The following is an 18,329-nucleotide window of genomic DNA, read 5'->3' as shown; positions in this document are numbered from 1 at the left end:
CCGCACGTCGTCGCTCACGCGGTCGTACCCGGCTTGGCGGTAACCATGCGCACCCCGAACACAGGCCCCGCGGACGAGCGGTCATGCGGCACGAACCGCACTTTCACGCTCGGCTTCCCCTTCGTCAGCCCGATCGGCAGTGGATAGTCGACATCGAAGAACTTGCCCGGCTGATCCGCCTCCAGATGCTGCGTCGCGACCTTCACATTATCGACCAGAATATCGAAATCGCGCGCGCGCTCGTCGCCCCAATAGGTCGCCTGCAATACCAGCAGTCCGGCGCGCGTCTTCATCGCGAACTCGAAATACCCGCCCGACCGCGCATCGCGCCCGTTCCGCCCGCGATAGCTGACCGGATAGGAGATCTCTGACGTCAGCGCATGATCACGCTCGGGCTGCATCTCGCCGAGATGCATCACGTCGACCGAGCGCACGGCGATATCCTTCAGCCGCGCCTGCTCGGTCAGGAACGCTGCCTCCTCGGTCTTCCACGCCGCCTCGCTGAAGCGCTTGAAATACACCGCGCTGCGCCGATCATGCTGGCTGTAGAACGGTACGAAATTCAGGTCCGCCGGACGGATGATCCCCTTTGTCGCATAGGTCGCGCGATCGGTTGGCGTGAACGCGGCAAGCAAATCCGCGCCGACCATCGCCGGATCCGCCTGCTCCCATTTCGCCTCGGTCGGCCCGAGATCGGCGGCCATCACCAGCGGCCCGCGCAGCACCGCGACCGTGTCGACGTCGCCCGGTGCACTCTCCAGCCGCAGGTCGAGCGGCACGCTGATCGCGACGACATCGCCCGCCTTCCAGCGCCGCTCGACGATCGCATAGCCCTTCGCCAGCACCGGCTCGACCGCCTCACCGTTGACCGTCACCGTCGCACGCCCAGCAGCCCACCCCGGCACGCGCAACGCGATCGGAAAGCGCCCCGGCTTCCCCAGCTTGGTCAACGTCACCCGCGATTCCGGCTCGAACGGATAGCGCGTGTCGAGCGTCAGCACCGCACCCCTGGTTTGCCAGCGCGCCTCCGCCGGGATGTAGAGATTGACCAGCAGCGTGCCGTCGCCCTCCCAGAAGATCGCCTCGCCGTGCTTGGCATGGCTCTCCATCCCGCTGCCGACGCAGCACCAGAACGCATCGTCCTTCGCCGTCGAATACTCGCGGACCGAGCCCGTCATCAGCGGCGTCATATAGCTGAACCCCGCAGTCTTCGGGTTCTGCGCCGCCATCACGTGGTTCAGATGCGCGCGCTCGTAATAATCGAACAGCGCGCCGTCCGGCTGCCAACCGTACAGATGCTGCGTCAGCTTGAGCATGTTGTAGCTGTTGCAATGCTCGCACGTCTGCTCGGTGATGTGGTTCGCGATCGTATCGGGCCCGGAGAAATACTCGCGGTCGGCATTGCCGCCGATCACATAGCTGTGATGCTGCGTGACGGTTTTCCAGAAGAACCGCGCGGCGTTGGCAGGCGCGGGCTTGCCGTTCAGTTCGTGGATCCGCGCCAGCCCGACCAGTTTCGGCACCTGCGTATTAGCGTGAAAGTTGGCGAGCCTGTCCTCGCCCGCGACCATCGGATCAAGCATTTTCCGATCGTACAGCCGCTCCGCAACGTCGAGCCATTGCTTGTCGCCGGTCCGCGCCGATAGCTCGGCATAGCTCTCGTTCAACCCGCCATATTCGCAACCCAGCAAGGTCTGCATCTGCGCATCGTCGAGCGCCGCGAACACTTTGGCGAAATACGTCGCGAGGCCCGTCGCCACGGTCAGCGCCTGCGTGTTGCCCCACGCGCCATGCACGTCGAGCAGCCCCGCGAACACCTTGTGCACCGTATACAGCGGCGACCATGACCCGTTTAGATCGAACCCGCCCGACTTGATCTCGCCGCGCATCACTTCGGGGAAGATCTCCTCGCCGTCGACGATTCCGCCGTCCTTCCGCTTGCGCCCGAGCGCACCGACATAGCCCGTCCCGCGCTTCGCCTGCGCCCGCGCCAGTTCGGCAACGATATAATCCGCGCGAGTACGGCACTCCGCATCGCCGGTCTGCGCGTGCATCAGCACCAGCGCGGTCAGATAATGGCCGAGCGTATGCCCGGCGATCGTGTCGCTTTCCCATCCGCCATAGATTGGCGCCTTCGCGGGCAGCCCGGCATAGACCATGAAATTGTGCAGAAACCGGTCCGCGCTCAACCGCAGCAGGTACGTGCGATTGACCTCGACCGCGGTCGCATAGGCCGAGGGCAGCAACCGCACCGCCGACAACGGCAGCGGTTTCGTTCTGGCCGGCAGCGTGGCCGTCCCCCTGCCAAACGCCTGTTCGCCCACCGACAACAGCGCCACAGCCGTCGTCCCCATCAACACATCCCGGCGGTTTGCGAACATCTTTATCTCCATTCGGATATCGTATACTATACCTCCGACAGAGCAGCGCAAGTGACACTTTATCCTAACCTTTGACCCGAGCGAGCAACGCCATGACAGCCTTCCGCCTCCTGACGCTGCTCCTGGCAACGACCACGACGCTGCCCGGCGATGCGCAGACCAAGCCCGCCAAGCCCAGTTACCGCCCGATCGCGCAGACAGCGATTCGCACCCCCGCTTTCCGCCTCGCGCTCCGTAGCGATACGCAGACGCTCGCCCGCCTCTCGCCCGCCGCCGAGCCCGGCTTCGACTTCGTCCCCGGCGCCCGCGAGGCCGAGCGCGCGGGCGACGGCTATGTCCATATCGGCGACATCCACCTCCGCGTGCGGCCACCCGGCGGCGCATGGACCGACTTCGCCTCCGCGCAGCATCGCAAAGCCATCCGCCGCCTGCCCGCGACCGGCACCACGCTCGCCGCCGCCGACATCACCGCGTCGCTCGGTGCTGCCAGTCCCTTGCGCGTCGAGCGCCGCTGGATCGACGACCACGGCGTCCTCGCGCTCCGCTTCACGCTGACCAACACCACGAGCGCCCCCGTCGAGATCGGCGCACTCGGCCTGCCGATGGTGTTCGACAACATCATCACCGGCCGTAGCCTCGAACAGGCGCATGCGCAGGCGAGCTTCGTCGACCCCTATATCGGCCGTGACGCCGGCTACCTCCAGGTCACCCGCCTCAACGGTGCCGGCCCCGCGTTGCTGGTACTCCCCGAAAAAGGCGCCCCGCTCGAGGCCTACCGCCCGATCGTCGAAGCCGCCAAGGCGCCCAAGGGCGACATCTTCACCGACCGCAGCAAGCGCGGCCAGACCTCCGAAGGCTTCTACGACTGGACCGTCGCCAGCAAAGCCTTTGCCGAGAAGGAATGGGCCAAGGCTGGCGAACAGTGGAACACGCCGACCAGCTTCACGCTCGCCCCCGGCGCAGCGCGCACGATCGGCGTCCGCTTCGTCACCGCGCCGTCGATCGCCGCGATCGAGGACACGCTCGTTGCCAACCACCGCCCGGTCGCGGTCGGCATCCCCGGCTACGTCGTCCCGACCGATCAGGAAGCCGCGCTGTTCCTGAAGACCCCGCAGCCGATCGCCAAGATCGAAAGCCTGCCGGTCGGCGCACTCGTCGCAACCCCGACGGCGAGCGCGAAAGGCTGGGCGCGTTACACCGTCCGCAGCAAAGGCTGGGGCCGCGCGAGCCTGGCGATCACCTATGCCGACGGCAGCGTCCAGACGGTCAGCTATTACATCACCAAGCCGCTCGACCAGACGATGGCCGACCTCGGCCGCTTCTCCACGACGAACCAATGGTACGAGGACAAGGCCGACCCGTTCGGCCGCAACCCCGCGATCCTCACCTATGACCGCGAGGCGGGCAAGGTGGTTACGCAGGACCCGCGCGTCTGGATCTCCGGCATGAGCGACGAGGGCGGTGCCGGCAGCTGGGTCGCGGCTATATCGAAGCAGCTCGACAATCCCGACCCCGCCGAGATCGCCAAGCTGCAACGCCTCGTCGACGAGACGATCCAGGGCGACCTGCAAGTCCCCGACGGCCCACACGCCGGCGCGGTGCGGAAGAGCCTGTTCTACTACGACCCCGCCGCGCATCCCGGTTATTACGACCCGACCGTCGACTGGAAGACCTGGACCTCCTGGTCGAAGAAGGACGCGGGCGATCTCGGTCGCGCGTACAATTACCCGCACGTCGCGATCGGCCACTGGGTGCTGTACCGCGTCGCGCGCAACCACCCCGGCCTCGTCACCGCGCACCCGTGGCGCTGGTATCTCGACCACGCGTACCAGACGACTACCGCGATGATGCGCGACGCGCCCTATTACACGCAGTTCGGGCTGATGGAGGGCGACGTGTTCGTCGACATCCTGAAGGACCTGAAGCGCGAAGGCCTGACCGCGGAGGCGACCGAGATGGAGCGCCTGATGAAGCAGCGCGCCGATCACTGGCGGACGCTGCGCTATCCGTTCGGCAGCGAGATGGCGTGGGATTCGACGGGCCAGCCCGAGGTCTACGCCTGGATGCGCTATTTCGGCTATCAGCCTCAGGCCGACGTCACGCGGAAAGTGATCCTCGCCTACGATCCGACAATCCCGAGCTGGGGTTATAACGGCAATGCGCGCCGCTATTGGGACTTTCTCTACGGCGGCAAATACCCGCGGATCGAGCGCCAGCTGCATCACTACGGTTCGACGCTCAACGCCGTCCCGCTGTTCGATGCCTACCGCGCCGATCCGACCGACCTCCGGCTGTTGCGGATCGCATACGGCGGCATGATGGGCGGCATCACCAACATCGACCGCGACGGCTTCTCGTCGGCCGCGTTCCACTCCGCACCCGACATGATGCGGTGGGACCCGTATAGCGGCGACTACGGCATGGGCTTCTACGGCCACGCGATCACCGCCGCGAGCTATCTGGTCAACGACGCGACCTTCGGCTGGCTAGGCTTCGGCGGCAATGTCGATCAAGCGGCCGACGTGGTGAGCATCGCCCCGAAGGACGGCGCCCGCACCCGCCTGTTCATCGCACCCGCCGGATTATGGATCACGCTCGAAGCCGGGAAGATCGCGCGCGCGGCGTATGCGCCGGGGACCGGCGCGGTCACGCTGACGCTCGATGCGGCGACGAAGATCAATCCGACCGCACGTGTATTCGTAGAAACGACAACGAAGGCTGGCCGCCCGTACACCGCAAGGGGGGCGCAAATCGAACGCGGCGGCTACACCGTTCCGCTGGAATCGGCTCCGAGCGAGCTCACCCTGTCACCCAGTTGATCCTCCCCCATAGGGGGAGGTGGCTGGCGCTTGCCAGACGGAGGGGTATCGCGCTCTCGGTAGCGGGCCACCCCCCCGTCAGCCCAAGCGGGCTGCCACCTCCCCTCAAAGGGGAGGATTAAGCGACACCCCATTCCAATCCGGCACCGCCTCACCGCCAAGCTCCCGCACGAAGAACCCGAACTGCCGCCGCGCGACATAGTCGATCGGCCCGGTCGAGCGCCCGACGCTATGTTCGCCGCCCGGCACCACCAGCAGCTCGAAATCCTTCCCCGCCCGGATCAGCGCATCGGCCACCTGCATCGTCGAGGCCGGGTCGACATTGCTGTCCTGCTCACCGACGATCATCAGCAGTTTGCCCGTGAGTTGGGCGGCGTGATCGACCCCCGAGGCGGCGGCATAGCTCGCATCAACCGGCCAGCCGAGCCACTGTTCGTTCCAGCTGATCTTGTCCATCCGGTTGTCGTAGCACCCGGCATAGGCCACCCCGACCTTGTAGAAATCGCCGTGGAACAGCAGCGCGTTGAGCGTGCTCTGCCCACCCGCCGACGCGCCGTAGATCCCGACCCGGCCGATATCGTAGGACGGGTCCTTCGCCGCCATCGCGCGGTGCCACGCGATCCGGTCCGGAAAGCCCGAGTCCGCGAGGTTCTTCCACGCGACGTCCTGGAATGCCTTCGAGCGGTTGGCGGTCCCCATCCCGTCGATCTGCACGACGATGAAGCCGAGGTCTGCCTGCTCCTGCATGCCGATGACCTTGTCGCCGCCGGAATGGTACCCGAACGGCCAATATTGCTTGGGCACGAAACTGTCGTGCGGCCCCGCATAGATGTTCTCGATCACCGGATAGCGCTTGCTCGGATCGTAATCGTGCGGGCGGACGACGACGCCCCAGATGTCGGTCTTGCCATCGCGCCCCTTCGCGACGAACGCCTCGGGCGGCCTGAACCCCGCCGTGCGCAAGGCACTGTCGTCGCCCGTGGTGATCGTCGCGACCAGCGCACCGTCGCTCGACCGATGAAGTTCGCTGACGGTCGGCAGGTCGACGCGCGAATAGGTGTCGACATACAGCGTCCCGTCCGGCGAGAACCGCGTGTCGTGATCCGCCTTTGCGGGCGTCAGTGCGGTCAGGTGGCGCCCGTCGAAATCGATCCGGTAGACGTGGCGGAAATACGGGTCCTCGCCCGCATTCATACCGCTCGCCGAAAAGATGATCTGCCGCTTGGCATCGTCGACGGCGATGACGTCGCGCACCACCCAGTCGCCGGTCGTGATCCGGTTTTTCACGGCCCCGGTGCGACCGTCGATCAGGTACAGATGGTTCCAGCCATCGCGTTCCGACGCCCAGACGATCTCACGGCCATCCGCGCCGACCTCGTGCGCGTAGCGACGATCGGCATAGACGAACGTCTTCGCGTCCTCGGTGACCGCGGCATGCGCGACGCCCGTGTCGGCTTCGACCGCGATGACGCGCGCCTGCCCGAAACCGCGCCGGACATAGTCGAATGCCACGCTGCGCCCGTCGCTCCGCCAGCGCGGTGCGGAGAGTTGGTACGGGTTGGGGAAAAGCGCGTCGTCGATCACGGTTTGCCGCCGCATCGCGACGTCGAACAGCACCGGCCGTTCCTGGTCGATCGCATCGCCGGGCTTCGGGTAGAGCTGGCTTTGTAGCTTTGGCTGGAGCTGGTCGCGCGGCGACGACTCCACGCGGAGGACGCGCCGCTGATACCCCGGACGAACGCGGTAGATCATGATGTGGCGACTGTCGGGCGACCAGCGCAGCGTCTCGGGATCATAGAAGTCGCCCGCTGTGCCATCGACGCTGAGCGGCACGATCGTGGTGTCGCCGGTCTTGCGCACGACGAGGTTGTCGCCCTGTACGAACGCGGTCCAATTCCCATCGGGCGAAGCCTTCGGGCTGTTGTCCGCCGGCACCGCCATATCGCGCACCACGCCAAAGCCGCGCGGTCGGCTCCGATCGACGACCGCCTCGCAACGATAGACGACGATCCCGCACTGCCACCGCGTCTCGTCCAGCGAGAACGCGATCGCCTTGCCGTCCTCCATATAGTCGAACGCGGCAAACGGCAGGTGCATCGGATCGACCGTCTCGTGCCGTGCATCGCCTAACGCCGCCGCGAGCTTGGCCGCATCAAATGCGGGCGACTTGGCGAGCGTCTGCGCGTCGACCGCCTCGAACGCGAACCCACCCGCCACCGTCTTGCGATACGAGAAGCGCCGCCCGTCCGGTGTCCAGTGCGCCGGCCAAGCGACCTCCCGCGTCAGATCCTGCCAAGCCCGGCGCAGTCCGATCGATCGCCGGAACGCGGCTTCGTCGGGCGCGGCCTGCGCCGCCGCCGAAGCGCACAACAGGATCAGCGCGAGCGCCCGCGACGAACGACGTACAGTCATGGGATATCCTTGGTCAGACCGATGAGCGGCAGCATCGCCGGCGCGAGGCCGTCGCCACGCGCCTCCAGCCGGATCGGCCCGCCCTTCGCACCCGCCTGCACCAGCGCCATGCAGAGCCCGTTGAACGCGGAGCGCGACATTGCATGATCGGGCTCCAGACTCCGCGGATCGCCGTTGCCGACACCGAGCAGTTTCGCATCACCCGTCAGCGTGAACGACACGCGATTGGACGCGGTAGGCATTTCGCGCCGTTTCGCGTCGAGGATCGCCACGCGCACGACCGCGACCTCGCCCGGCGCCAGCTGCCGCCGGTCGCTCGACAGGCCGATCCATGCCGGCGCGCCGGTGGTCTCGCGCACCGCATGCATCACGCGCTTGCCGCCGCGATACCCGTGCGCCTCGATCCGCCCCGGGGCATACGCCACCTGCCATTCGAGATGCGTGTTCTTCACGACCGATTGCCGTCCGAGACTCCGTCCGTTCAGGACCAGCTCGACCGCGTCGCAATTGCTGTGCACCCACACCGAGACCGACTGGCCTTCGCGCCCGGCCCAGTTCCAGTGGGGGAACAGGTGCAGCACCGGCTCCCCGCTCCACCACGCGCGGTAGTAAAAGTAATTGTCCTTGGGGAAGCCGCAGAGGTCCATCTGGCCGAAGTTCGAGACGTTCTCGGGCCAGCGTTCGAACGGCGTAGGTTCGCCGCGATAGTCGAACCCGGTCCAGACGAACCCGCCGCTCAGGAATGGCCGCGCGTCGTAGAAGCTCCACCACGTCTCCGCGGTCGTCGCCCATTTGGGAAACTCGCGATCGTAGGCGGGCACGAAGCCCTGTTTGTCGTCGCGCGCATATTCGCCGCGGGTCATCACCGTGCTGCCCGTCTCGGTACCGATCATCGGCATGTCGGGATGCGCGGCGTGGTACGGATCGATCGCGTCGAGGTAATAATTGCACCCCATCACGTCGAGCACGCGCGACGCCCCCTCGCCGAACTTGCCGTTGAACGCCTCCGTCACCGACCGCGTCCCGTCGAGTTCGTACACTTTGCGCTTCATCGTCTCGGCGATCCGCGCGCCGGTCTCGCTGCCGCGGTGGATCTCCTCGTTGCCGATGCTCCACAGGATGATGCTCGGATGGTTGCGCCCTTGCCGCACCATCCGTTCGAGCTGCCCCAGCCCCTCGGCATTGCTCGACATCTGCCGCGTCTCGTCGATCATCAGGATGCCCATCCGGTCGCACGCGTCGAGGACCGCGGGCGACGGCGAATGATGCGTCGAGCGATAGGCGTTGCTGCCCATCGCCTTCAGCCGTTCGAGCCGCCAGACGTGCAGGCTGTCGGGCACCGCGAAGCCGACCCCGGCGTGATCCTGATGGTTGCAGGTGCCCTTGATCTTGACCGGCTTGCCGTTGAGGAAAAACCCGCGGTTCGCATCGAAGCGGATCGTGCGGATCCCGAAGCTGCACGTGTCGCGATCGACCACCACGCCGTCGACGAGGATCTCGCTGACCAAGGTATAAAGGTGCGGCGTCTCCAGCGACCAGAGCGCGGGCGCGGCGATGCGTGTCTCCTGCGCAGCCGTCACGGTACCCCAGGCCGGCAAGCCGAGCGGGTCCGCGAACAGCGCCGCGACCGTCTTCCCGTCCGGACCGATCACCGTCGATCGAACCCGCGCCTCACACGCACGGCCATCATTCGCAATCTCGGTCGCAACCCGGACCGTCGCGCCGCCGGCCTCGACGGAACAGCGCACGGTCGCACCCCAGCGCCGGACATGCGCGGGCGACGTCTTCACCAGTCGCACGTCGCGGTAGAGCCCCGCCCCCTCGTACGACCACGCCTCGCCCAAGCTCACGTCGCAGCGGATGACGAGCACATTATCCTCGCCCGGTTTGGCGAAGTCGGTCACGTCGATCTCGAACGGCGCGTAGCCGCTTTCGTTGGCGCCGACGACGAAGCCGTTGAGGATCACGATGCAATCGCGCGCCACCCCGTCGAACTGGAGCAACAACCGCCGCCCCGAATCCGCCTTCGCCAGCGGGATCACGCGCCGATACCAGCCGACGCTGGTCGCGGGCCACATCCGCCCAACCGGCTTGAACCCCTGGAACGATCCGGTGCGGTCCGCCTCGCTCCCCGCCGGTCCGAATTTCACAAACGGCAGGTCGACCGCCCAGTCGTGCGGCAGCGTCACTGACTCCCAAGCGCTATCGTCGAATTTCGCTTCGGCAACCGGCGTGCCGACATCGCCCGACTTGGCATAGGTGTCGTGCGAACGGCCGAAGCCGAAATCCTTCGCCGGATCGCTCGCGTGCCCCAGATGAAACCGCCACCCGGTCCCGAGCGAGACGATCTCGCGCGGGCCGACCGAGGGAGACGTCCCCGCCGCAGCGATCGGCATTGCGGGAACGATCGCAGCAAGCGCGGTCACGCCGCCCGTCTTCAAAACGTCGCGGCGGACCAAGCTCGTCATACCATTACCCCAGCGGTCACCGTCAGAAATTCACCGTGGCGCCAACGAACATCGTCCGCCCCAGCGTATCGTACACGCCGGGATAGGTATTGCCGTTACCGAACGACGACAGGATGCCGGCCGCGATCGCCGGTGGATCCTTGTCGAACAGGTTGTTGACGCCGGCGCGCAACTGGAGCCCCCGCCCGACTGCGACGGTACCGGCGAGATCAATGTAATTATAGGCCGAGATCTTCTTGTTAATGACGCTCGGCGTGCCGGCAAGGAAGCTGTTGTCGGACAGCGACGACAGCGTGACTGCATCGGTATGGCGCCACGACACCGATACCGATGCACCCTGCGGCATCTGCCAGGTCGTCCGCATCGCATGCCGCCATGTCGGGTTGGGCTGGCCGCAGGTATAGCCGTACAGCCCCCTGCAATCATAGCTGCCCAGACCTGCCAGCGGTTCGGCGGCCTGTTCGATCAGGCGCGTGCCGACCAGGTTGAGGTTGATCTTGCCGAACGCGCCGATGCCGAACGTGTAATCGGCAGTGATGTCGACGCCGGAGGTCGTCAGCGATCCGGTATTGTACGTCGTCGAGACGATATAGCCGTTGGTCCCGAAGATCGCGCCCGAGCGCGGATCGCGCGTAAACAGTCCGCAATAGAACGGATCGCCACCCGCGACGCACTGGCTGATCGCGAGCGATGGATCGACCGAGCTGATATAGTCCTTCACCTTCACGTGGAAATAATCGACGGTCAGCGTGAAGTTGCGCAGCATCCGCGGGGTCAGCACGATACCCGCCGTATAGGTATCCGCCTTTTCAGGCTTCAGCGCGACGTTCCCGCCAAACTGTGCCGAGCACGTATCCGACGGACATTCGATGATGTTGCCATATTGTGCCTGCGTCACCCCGGTCAGCCGGCACACGTCGAGCGATGCGGTCGGCGATGCGCCGGAGCACGGATCCTGCGCGGCGACGTTGCCGATCGATCGCGATCCGAACAGCTCGCCGATATTGGGCGCGCGGATCGCGCGGTTGTAGCTGAAGCGAAGACGCGCATCCTCGGACGGCGCCCAGCTCGCTTCACCCTTGTAGGTCCAGACATTGTATTTCGACTTCAGTCCGGTCGATTGCTGGTCGTTGCGATACGCCGAATAGCGAAGGCCGCCGTTGATGGTCAGCGCATGCGCGAACGGCAGGTTCTGCAGGATCGGAATTTCGATCTCGCCATACGCTTCGTTGACGGTGATGCGGCCGTCGGAGTCGGTCGCGCCGCCCTGTTCGGCCACCGCGTCCGCGGTGTAGTTCAGCGTCTCGCGGCGACGCTCGGCGCCGATCGCGATGTTGACGCCGCGCTTGGCCCAGGGGCTGGTGATGCCGAACGTGCCGAGGTCGCCGTTGACGTTCGCGGAGATCACCGTGAGCGCATTGCGCGACGCGGTGTTGCTCTCCGAAAACAGATAGGCGGCCTGCGTGTCGGTGATGGCGTTGGGCTGGAACACGTTGACCGGTATGCAGGCCGGATCGCTGCCGTCGATCACCGAACGACAGGTCGGTACGCCGTTGACGTTGACCACGTCGAGCGCGCGCTGCGCCTTCACGTTGTCGACGTTGTTCATGTACGTCTCGTTGAACTTCACCAACGAATGCAAATAGTTCACGTCGTATTGGAAACCGTGGCCGAGATCGCCGCGCACACCGGCGGAGTAGCGGTAATCCTGATGGCGAAGGTCGTCGCGTCGCGACTGCCCGTCGCCGAGCCGATAGCCGATCAGCGTGTCCTGCGTCGCCGATGTCCCGGCGCTCGCGCCGCACAACGACTGTTGTTGCGCCGCGCTCATCAGCGGGTTGTCGCACGGCACGGTGAAGCTCGTTCCCAGGAACAGCGCGGACGGCGCGACCTGCGAGAAGGTGTGGTCCTTCATGTACATGAAGCTGCCATAGACTTCGGCGATCGGCGCGATCTCGAACTTGGCGAATGCGCCGCCGATGTAGCGATCGTCGGACCGCTGGAGGTAGTTGGTCGGCGAGTAGTTATAGGCGTAGGCGGACGTGTAGGGCACCCAGGTCTGCGTGCCGTTCATGTTGTTGGTCAGCGTCTTGCCGGCATTGGGCCCACCGAGTGGGGCGAACGTGCCGTAGGGCGAGTTACTCGATCCGCCGCAGACCAGACCCGTGCCGGCATCGTCCGCCTGGTTCAGCGCGCAGGCCGATACGTCGCGGTTCGCCTGCAATACCGGATCGGTGTGACGATACCCGCCATAGACGGTGACGTTGCCGCGACCATCGGCGAAGTTCTTGCCGTACGCCGCGTTGATGTCCTGCTTGCCGCCATCGGCGACGCGGCGCGGCGCATTGGCATAGCCGCGCGTGTTGATGATATCGCGCACCGCGCCGTTGTCGTTGGTGTGCACGCCGAGCCCGGCCTGCACATCGATCCGCAACCCGTCGAGGTGATCCTTCAGCACGAAGTTGACCACGCCCGCCACAGCGTCGGACCCATACACCGCCGACGCGCCGCCGGTCACCACGTCGACCCGGTCGATCAGCGCGGAGGGCACGAAGTTCAGATCGATCGCCTGTTGCGGCAACAAACGCTGGCCGTTGAGCAGGATGAGCGTCCGATTGGAGCCGAGGTTGCGCAGATTGATGTTGGCCGTGCCGTCCGAGCCGTTCGAGACGTTCTCGTTAGCGTCGGCGGTGAACTGCGGCAGGCGGTTCAGCACGCTCTCGACGTTGACCGCGCCCTGATATTTGATCTCCTGGTCCGTCACCGACGTGATCGGACTGTTGCTCTGCAGATCGGGGCGGCGGATGCGCGTGCCGGTCACGACGATTACTTCATCGACGCTCGGCCCAGCGCTGACTCCATCGCTCGGCTCCGGCGCAGGCAAAACCTGCGCATAGGCGCTGGACGACAGCAGCATCGCGACCATGGCCCCGACGCCCGCCCGACCCCGTAGTTTCTTGACCAAATATGTCATGACTGCCCGCGTCCCTGTTTGGATGTTGCGCGCAGTCCATCACGTCACCGAAACTATGTCAAATATAATATACGATATCCTATATTCAAAGTCTGTTGCGGGCTGCGTCAGGCGTGATGATGTCCACGGCACGCCTCAATCGAAGGCGACCTGCGCGAATATCACGGGGTGCCGACTGCCAGACTTGTTCGGGTAAAGGATCAACCGGATTGATTCGGTTACGCTGACCTGCGTCGCTCCGGACGAACGCCAAGGTCCACGGCGCCGCATGCCAAAGGCGAACGCGCCTGCGGCACGATGCATAACCGCGCGAGGCTCCGATGCTTAGTCGAAGACCCGGCGTGAAGACGATACGCGAGACGGCGCGCTTCCGGCCAACCTGCGTGCGATCGACGGCAGTCTCAGTTCCGCTGCGTGCGCCTGCGCCAGGCTTTGCGCGGGGCGTGCGATCCTGCGTCGCAATAGTCGGTGGTAGTGGTCGTCGTGGTCACCATCGGCGCGGACTGGACCATGATGGTGGTCGAACCGGCCGGATAGACGCTGCCGCCGGTCGTCGTCACCGTCGTCATGCCGTCGGGCGAAACCCATGTGCCGCCCGGTGCTGCCGCATAGCCAGGCGGTTGCGGATAATCGCCCCCGTAGGATTCCTCCGGCGCATAATCCGGTTCGTAAGCCGGCGGTTCCGCATAGCCAGCGTAAGCTGGCGGCGGCGCATAGCCAGCGTAAGCCGGCGGCGGCGCATAGCCAGCGCCGTACCCTGCCCTCGGCGGCGGCGCGGGACGGCGCTGGTCCTCGGTCTTGTCGATCGCATAGCCTGCCGCCGCACCGACGCCCGCGCCGACCAGCGTACCGCCAAGGCGATTGCCGCGCCCAGCGATGACGTTGCCCGCGACACCGCCGGCGACCGCGCCGATCGCGGCACCACCGACCCCGGTGTCGCGCCGAGGCGCACCGCGGTCGTCGTAAGGTGGAGCGTAGCCGCGGTCGCCTGGGCCGGCATAGACCGAGTCGCTGGCCGCATAGTCGCGCGGGCTGATCGCGACGTACCCGTTCGAGTCGGAGCGATCCCAATCGATGTCGCTCGCCATGTCGTAGACCGATCCGCGCGAGTCGATCAGCACCGCGTCGTCGTAATAGCGCGCCCAGTTATAGCCCTGCGGCGGCTGCGAAAGGCCGTAGGTCGACCAGTCGCCGATGTAGAAGCGCGGTGCGTTCCAATAGGTCGGCACGGCCCAGCCGCGATGTGGGCGACGGTATCCCGCCCAGCCGCCGGGCGCGTTGGCACCACCCCACCAGCGCCCGCCGATCTTGCTGCCCCAACGCGGCTGGCGACGCGATGCAGCCTGCTGCGATTCGACCGGTCGAGAGGACGTGTGAACGATGGGCAGACGCGCGGCGATCGGTCCCGGCCGACGGGGATCTGCCATCGGTGCCTGCATCGTCGCGCCCGGCACGCCGTAGCTGGCGCCGGGGCGCTGCTGGGCCTGCGCTGCGCCGTCACCGGCGATGGCAAGCCCTGCGCTCGCGATCAAAAGGCTCCGCATGTCCGTCTCCCTGGTTCCGCCACCCGATCCCGCGCAAACGCCGGATGTCTTGACGGGTTGCTTACCAAAGCCGCAGGCGAGTCACCAGCAAGCGTACCGTCCCGAAACGGATCAGCGCTACAGCCGCTGGCCGAGCAGGGCTGCCAGCGCCTCGCAGCCTGCCGCGTCCTCCGCGTCGAACCGCGCCGGTTCGGGACTATCGAGATCGAGGACCGCGATCAGCGCACCGTCCTTCGTCACCGGCACGACCAGTTCGGAGCGGCTCGCGGCGTCGCAGGCGATGTGGCCGGGGAACGCGTGCACGTCCTCGACCAGTTGCGTCATCAGCGTGGCGGCGGCGGCACCGCAGACGCCCTTGCCGACTGGGATGCGAATGCAGGCGACCTTGCCCTGGAACGGCCCGAGCACGAGTTCGCCGCCCTGTGCCTCGGGGACGAGCCGGTAAAAGCCCGCCCAGTTCAAGTCGGGCAGATATTCCCACACCAACGCGGCAGCGTTCGCCATGTTGGCGATCGGATCGCGCTCGTCCGCGGTCAGCGCGTCGAGCGCGGCGAGAAGGTCGCGGTAGAGATCGGCCTTGCTGCCGGCTGAGATGTCGAACTGGTACATGGCGTCTTCCTTGGTCGGCTTCGCGCCGGATGATCGCGGAGATAGGGTTTGGGGAACTGGAAAACAGGGCTTGGGGGAATCGAGAGTGTTTGAGATCGAACACGACGCCTCCGACATCCAACCCACAATACCCAACGGTCACCCGCCCGTGACCATCCTCAACCACCTTCGTCACCCCAGCGAAAGCTGGGGTATCATCGAGGCGCGGGCGGCGCACACCACGGGGATACCCCAGCTTTCGCTGGGGTGACGGACTTGGGGTGACGGAGTTGGTGGGGGAGGACGAAACCGACGGGCTAACGACTTTGCCGATCTGACGAACTTGCCCGGGAATGACGAGCGTGGCTGAGAACAGCCCACCCCCCTCAATCGTCGCGGACCTTACCGCGCCCGGCCTTGACCCCACTCCGCACCTTCTTCGTGTCGACGCGTCGGGCCTTCGCCGCCTTGGACGGCTTGGTCGCGCGCCGCGCCTTGGGGACGATCGTCGCCTCCTTGATCAACGCCACCAGCCGTTCGCGGACTTCCTGGCGATTGAGCAGCTGCGACCGCGATCCCTCACTGCGGAGCACCAGTACGCCGTCGCGCGTCAGGCGCGAGCTCGCCAGCACCGCGATGCGGTTCTTTACCGCCAGCGGCAGGCCGGGCGACAGGCCGACGTCGAAGCGCAGGATCACCGCGCTGTCGGTGGTGTTGACGTGCTGGCCGCCGGGACCGCCCGAGCGCGTGGTGCTCTCGATCAGCTCGTTGTCGTCGATCGAGATCGACCGGGTGATTGGGATCGCGACCATCAGCCCCTCCCCTTGGCTCTCAGCCGTCGGTGGGGTCGGGCGTCGTCACCGCGTCGGCATTCGGTGCGCCCTCCGCGACCGGAGCAGCCTCGTCCGCGAACCCGGCCTTGGCGAACCGCTCGGGCAACGGCGCTTCGGCGAGCACGTCGGGCTTGCCCGGACGCGGCACGATCAGGCGCTGCGCATGGAGCATCATGCCCAGCCCGTCCGCCTTGCCGTAGACGCCGTCGCCGACCACCGGCGCGCCGAGACCGCTCGCGGCATGCACGCGGATCTGGTGCGTCCGCCCCGTCTCGGGCAAGAACTCGACCAGCGAGCGGCCGTCCTTGATCTCCAGCACGCGCCACTTGGTCCGCGACTTCTTGCCGTCCGGGTCCTCGACCATCCGCCAGCCGGTTTCAGCCGTGCTGACCTTGCCGAGCGCCATCTCGATCAGGCCGGACGTCCCCTCGACCACGCCGTCGAGCAGCGCGACGTAGCGCTTCGAGACGAGGCCCTGCTCGAACGCCTGCTGCAACCGGGCATGCGCCTTCGGATTGCGCGACAGCAGCAGACAGCCGCTCGTGTCGCGGTCCAGGCGGTGGACGGCTTTCGGCCAGCGCTGGAAGCCGAACTTCAGGCTTTCGAGATGATTTTCGAGGCTCAGCGAGCCATCGCGGGGCGGATCGACCGGCAACCCCGCGGGTTTGTCGATTACCAGGGCCTCGCCGTCGAGGAAGAGTACGCGTTCACCATGCATGCCGCCGCCCTTGCCATCATTAGCGCCTGCGTGCCAGAGCCGTCGCGATGTTGCACCGTATAGTTGCCCTTGTGCTGGTCCTGGCACCGACCGTCGCCGAGGCACAATTGTGCGAAGGCCAGAGCGCCGCGATCAGCGCCGATGGCCGTGCGTTCGGGCATCTTCCCTACGGCGATGCCGCGGAAACCGAACTCGTCACGCTGCCCTCGGACTATTCGGTGGGCAACCCGTGCGTCGTGCGCGCGGACATGCTGCCCGACCTGTTGCGCCTGTTCGCGGCGGCGCAGGGCGATCCGTCGGTCATGGGGCAGTTGAAGGCGCTGTCGTGCCAGCGCTCGATCGCCCGGCAGCGCGCGGTATTCTGTCGCGGCGGCGGCAGCGATCCCGCCGACCGCGCCATCTCGGTCGCGCCCCCCGGCTATAGCGAGCACTCGACCGGCTATGCGCTCGACTTCGCGGTCCGCCCGGCGAACGGATGCCCCGATGCGGAAGCGTGCATGGCGGCAACCCCCGCTGCACGCTGGCTGCTGCGGAACGCGCCGCGCTTCGGGTTCGAACAGAGCTTTCCCGGCAGCAACAAACAGCACGTTAAGTGGGAACCCTGGCATTGGCGCTGGGTCGGCCCGACCGCGGAAGCGCCGGGTGCCGCCAAGGCGCGCTTCGTGTTCGCGCGAGCCCGGTCGCTCTATCCGGCGAGCCCAGCGGTGCAGCCGCTCGTCGTGAAGATCATAGCGCAGCCACCGCTACCGACGCCGGCCGCGCCCCCGGCCATCACGAAAAAGAAGCGACGCCGCTAGCCCCGATCGTGGTGTTTCCCCCAATCAGTGCAGAACGAGGCTGCCGGCCGGCACTACGCCGTCCTGCAAGGCATGATCGTACAGCAGCTTCGTCTCCAGCTTTACCTGCTCCGACAGCCGGTTCATCATCGACTCGGCCTGGATTCCGAACAGCTTCCAGTCGCCCGGCTTGATCACCGGCAGCCAGCGACCGATGAACGCCTTCCAGTCCGAACGGAGGATATCGAGATCCTCTTCCATCATCGCAATCGTGTCCGCCGAGCAATGCGCCTCCATCGCGACCACGGTGCGATCGATCACTTCGTCCTCGACCTTGAGATGATCGGCCACCGAAACGGCCAGCTCGATCAGCTTGCGCGATGCTAAACCACTCTCGGCGCTAGACTTTTGCGAAAGTGCTGCGAGCCCTGCGCATTGATCCGCGATGCGTTCATGGTCGCTGATCAACCGCGCCCAATTTGCCCGGTCCTGGTCCGATACTGATATCATATCGCTCATTCCGCCCTCAACTGTACCGAACATACGATCGAACTCTCGTGAAGGATGCGCCTAATGCTATCGAGTATGTCCAATCTATAGTATTTCCGACAGTCTGAATGAGGGATATCGACCCACTGCGCGGTTTCGATCCGCGCTCGACCGGCAGGGGCTCCCGTTGACAAGACGCCGCCCCGCGCCTAGATCCGCTCTTCACCACTGCATCCGGGAAATGACATGCCGTCGCGCAGCGTGTCGATCGTATTGGATACCGAGGTTTCATACGCTGAGAGCCGCCGCACCTGATGCGCGCGGCCT

The 18,329-nt window shown here is 66.0% G+C and carries 12 protein-coding genes; 3 read left to right on the top strand and 9 right to left on the bottom strand.

Annotated elements, in window-relative coordinates; genetic code table 11:
- Positions 1 to 14: 14 nt before the first annotated feature.
- Positions 15 to 2,381, bottom strand: coding sequence for a glycoside hydrolase family 127 protein (locus tag SPHN_RS10330; RefSeq protein WP_248523069.1), 2,367 nt, complete (start codon positions 2,379 to 2,381; stop codon positions 15 to 17).
- A 92-nt stretch (positions 2,382 to 2,473) separates the two neighbouring features.
- On the opposite strand from SPHN_RS10330, the gene SPHN_RS10325 reads away from it, so the two are divergent.
- Complete coding sequence (locus tag SPHN_RS10325; RefSeq protein WP_248523068.1) at positions 2,474 to 5,200, top strand: DUF5695 domain-containing protein; 2,727 nt, start codon at positions 2,474 to 2,476, stop codon at positions 5,198 to 5,200.
- A 105-nt stretch (positions 5,201 to 5,305) separates the two neighbouring features.
- Here SPHN_RS10325 and SPHN_RS10320 read toward each other — a convergent pair whose 3' ends face one another.
- From SPHN_RS10320 to SPHN_RS10300, 5 genes are all read right to left on the bottom strand, one after another.
- Complete coding sequence (locus SPHN_RS10320) at positions 5,306 to 7,612, bottom strand: DPP IV N-terminal domain-containing protein (RefSeq protein ID WP_248523067.1); 2,307 nt, start codon at positions 7,610 to 7,612, stop codon at positions 5,306 to 5,308.
- Positions 7,609 to 10,080: a beta-galactosidase GalA gene (gene galA, locus SPHN_RS10315; protein ID WP_248523066.1), complete on the bottom strand. Its 2,472-nt coding sequence runs from the start codon at positions 10,078 to 10,080 to the stop codon at positions 7,609 to 7,611. Before galA ends, SPHN_RS10320 begins: the two co-directional genes overlap by 4 nt.
- Before the next feature lie 22 nt (positions 10,081 to 10,102).
- Positions 10,103 to 13,054: a TonB-dependent receptor gene (locus tag SPHN_RS10310; protein WP_248523065.1), complete on the bottom strand. Its 2,952-nt coding sequence runs from the start codon at positions 13,052 to 13,054 to the stop codon at positions 10,103 to 10,105.
- A gap of 401 nt (positions 13,055 to 13,455) precedes the next feature.
- Positions 13,456 to 14,598 carry an RcnB family protein gene (locus SPHN_RS10305; RefSeq protein ID WP_248523064.1) on the bottom strand — a complete coding sequence of 381 codons (1,143 nt, stop codon included), beginning with the start codon at positions 14,596 to 14,598 and terminating at the stop codon, positions 13,456 to 13,458.
- A 117-nt stretch (positions 14,599 to 14,715) separates the two neighbouring features.
- Positions 14,716 to 15,207 (bottom strand): GAF domain-containing protein, encoded by a 492-nt coding sequence (locus tag SPHN_RS10300; protein WP_248523063.1) that lies wholly within the window; start codon positions 15,205 to 15,207, stop codon positions 14,716 to 14,718.
- Positions 15,208 to 15,292: 85 nt separating this feature from the next.
- Between SPHN_RS10300 and SPHN_RS10295 the strand changes: the two genes are divergently transcribed.
- The gene (locus SPHN_RS10295; RefSeq protein WP_248523062.1) at positions 15,293 to 15,457 is read left to right on the top strand and encodes a hypothetical protein; all 165 of its coding nucleotides are present in this window, start codon (positions 15,293 to 15,295) and stop codon (positions 15,455 to 15,457) included.
- Positions 15,458 to 15,572: 115 nt separating this feature from the next.
- Here the strand turns inward: SPHN_RS10295 and arfB are convergent, their stop codons facing one another.
- Both arfB and SPHN_RS10285 read right to left on the bottom strand, forming a co-directional pair.
- Complete coding sequence (gene arfB / locus SPHN_RS10290) at positions 15,573 to 15,998, bottom strand: alternative ribosome rescue aminoacyl-tRNA hydrolase ArfB (protein WP_248523061.1); 426 nt, start codon at positions 15,996 to 15,998, stop codon at positions 15,573 to 15,575.
- 19 nt (positions 15,999 to 16,017) lie between these two features.
- Positions 16,018 to 16,737, bottom strand: coding sequence for an RluA family pseudouridine synthase (locus SPHN_RS10285; RefSeq protein WP_248523060.1), 720 nt, complete (start codon positions 16,735 to 16,737; stop codon positions 16,018 to 16,020).
- 47 nt (positions 16,738 to 16,784) lie between these two features.
- Here SPHN_RS10285 and SPHN_RS10280 point away from each other — a divergent pair, with 47 nt between their 5' ends.
- The gene (locus tag SPHN_RS10280; protein ID WP_248523059.1) at positions 16,785 to 17,534 is read left to right on the top strand and encodes a M15 family metallopeptidase; all 750 of its coding nucleotides are present in this window, start codon (positions 16,785 to 16,787) and stop codon (positions 17,532 to 17,534) included.
- A 24-nt stretch (positions 17,535 to 17,558) separates the two neighbouring features.
- On the opposite strand, the gene SPHN_RS10275 is transcribed toward SPHN_RS10280, so the two are convergent.
- A complete protein-coding gene (locus SPHN_RS10275; protein WP_248523058.1) occupies positions 17,559 to 18,032 on the bottom strand; it encodes a hemerythrin domain-containing protein in 474 nt (157 codons plus the stop codon).
- Between the last annotated feature and the right edge of the window lie 297 nt (positions 18,033 to 18,329).

Origin of the sequence: Sphingomonas faeni, from assembly GCF_023195535.1 — a bacterium.
Lineage (GTDB): Bacteria > Pseudomonadota > Alphaproteobacteria > Sphingomonadales > Sphingomonadaceae > Sphingomonas > Sphingomonas faeni_B.
The sequence above is the reverse complement of the archived record's forward strand: the minus strand, read 5'-3'. Positions and strand labels throughout refer to the sequence as shown.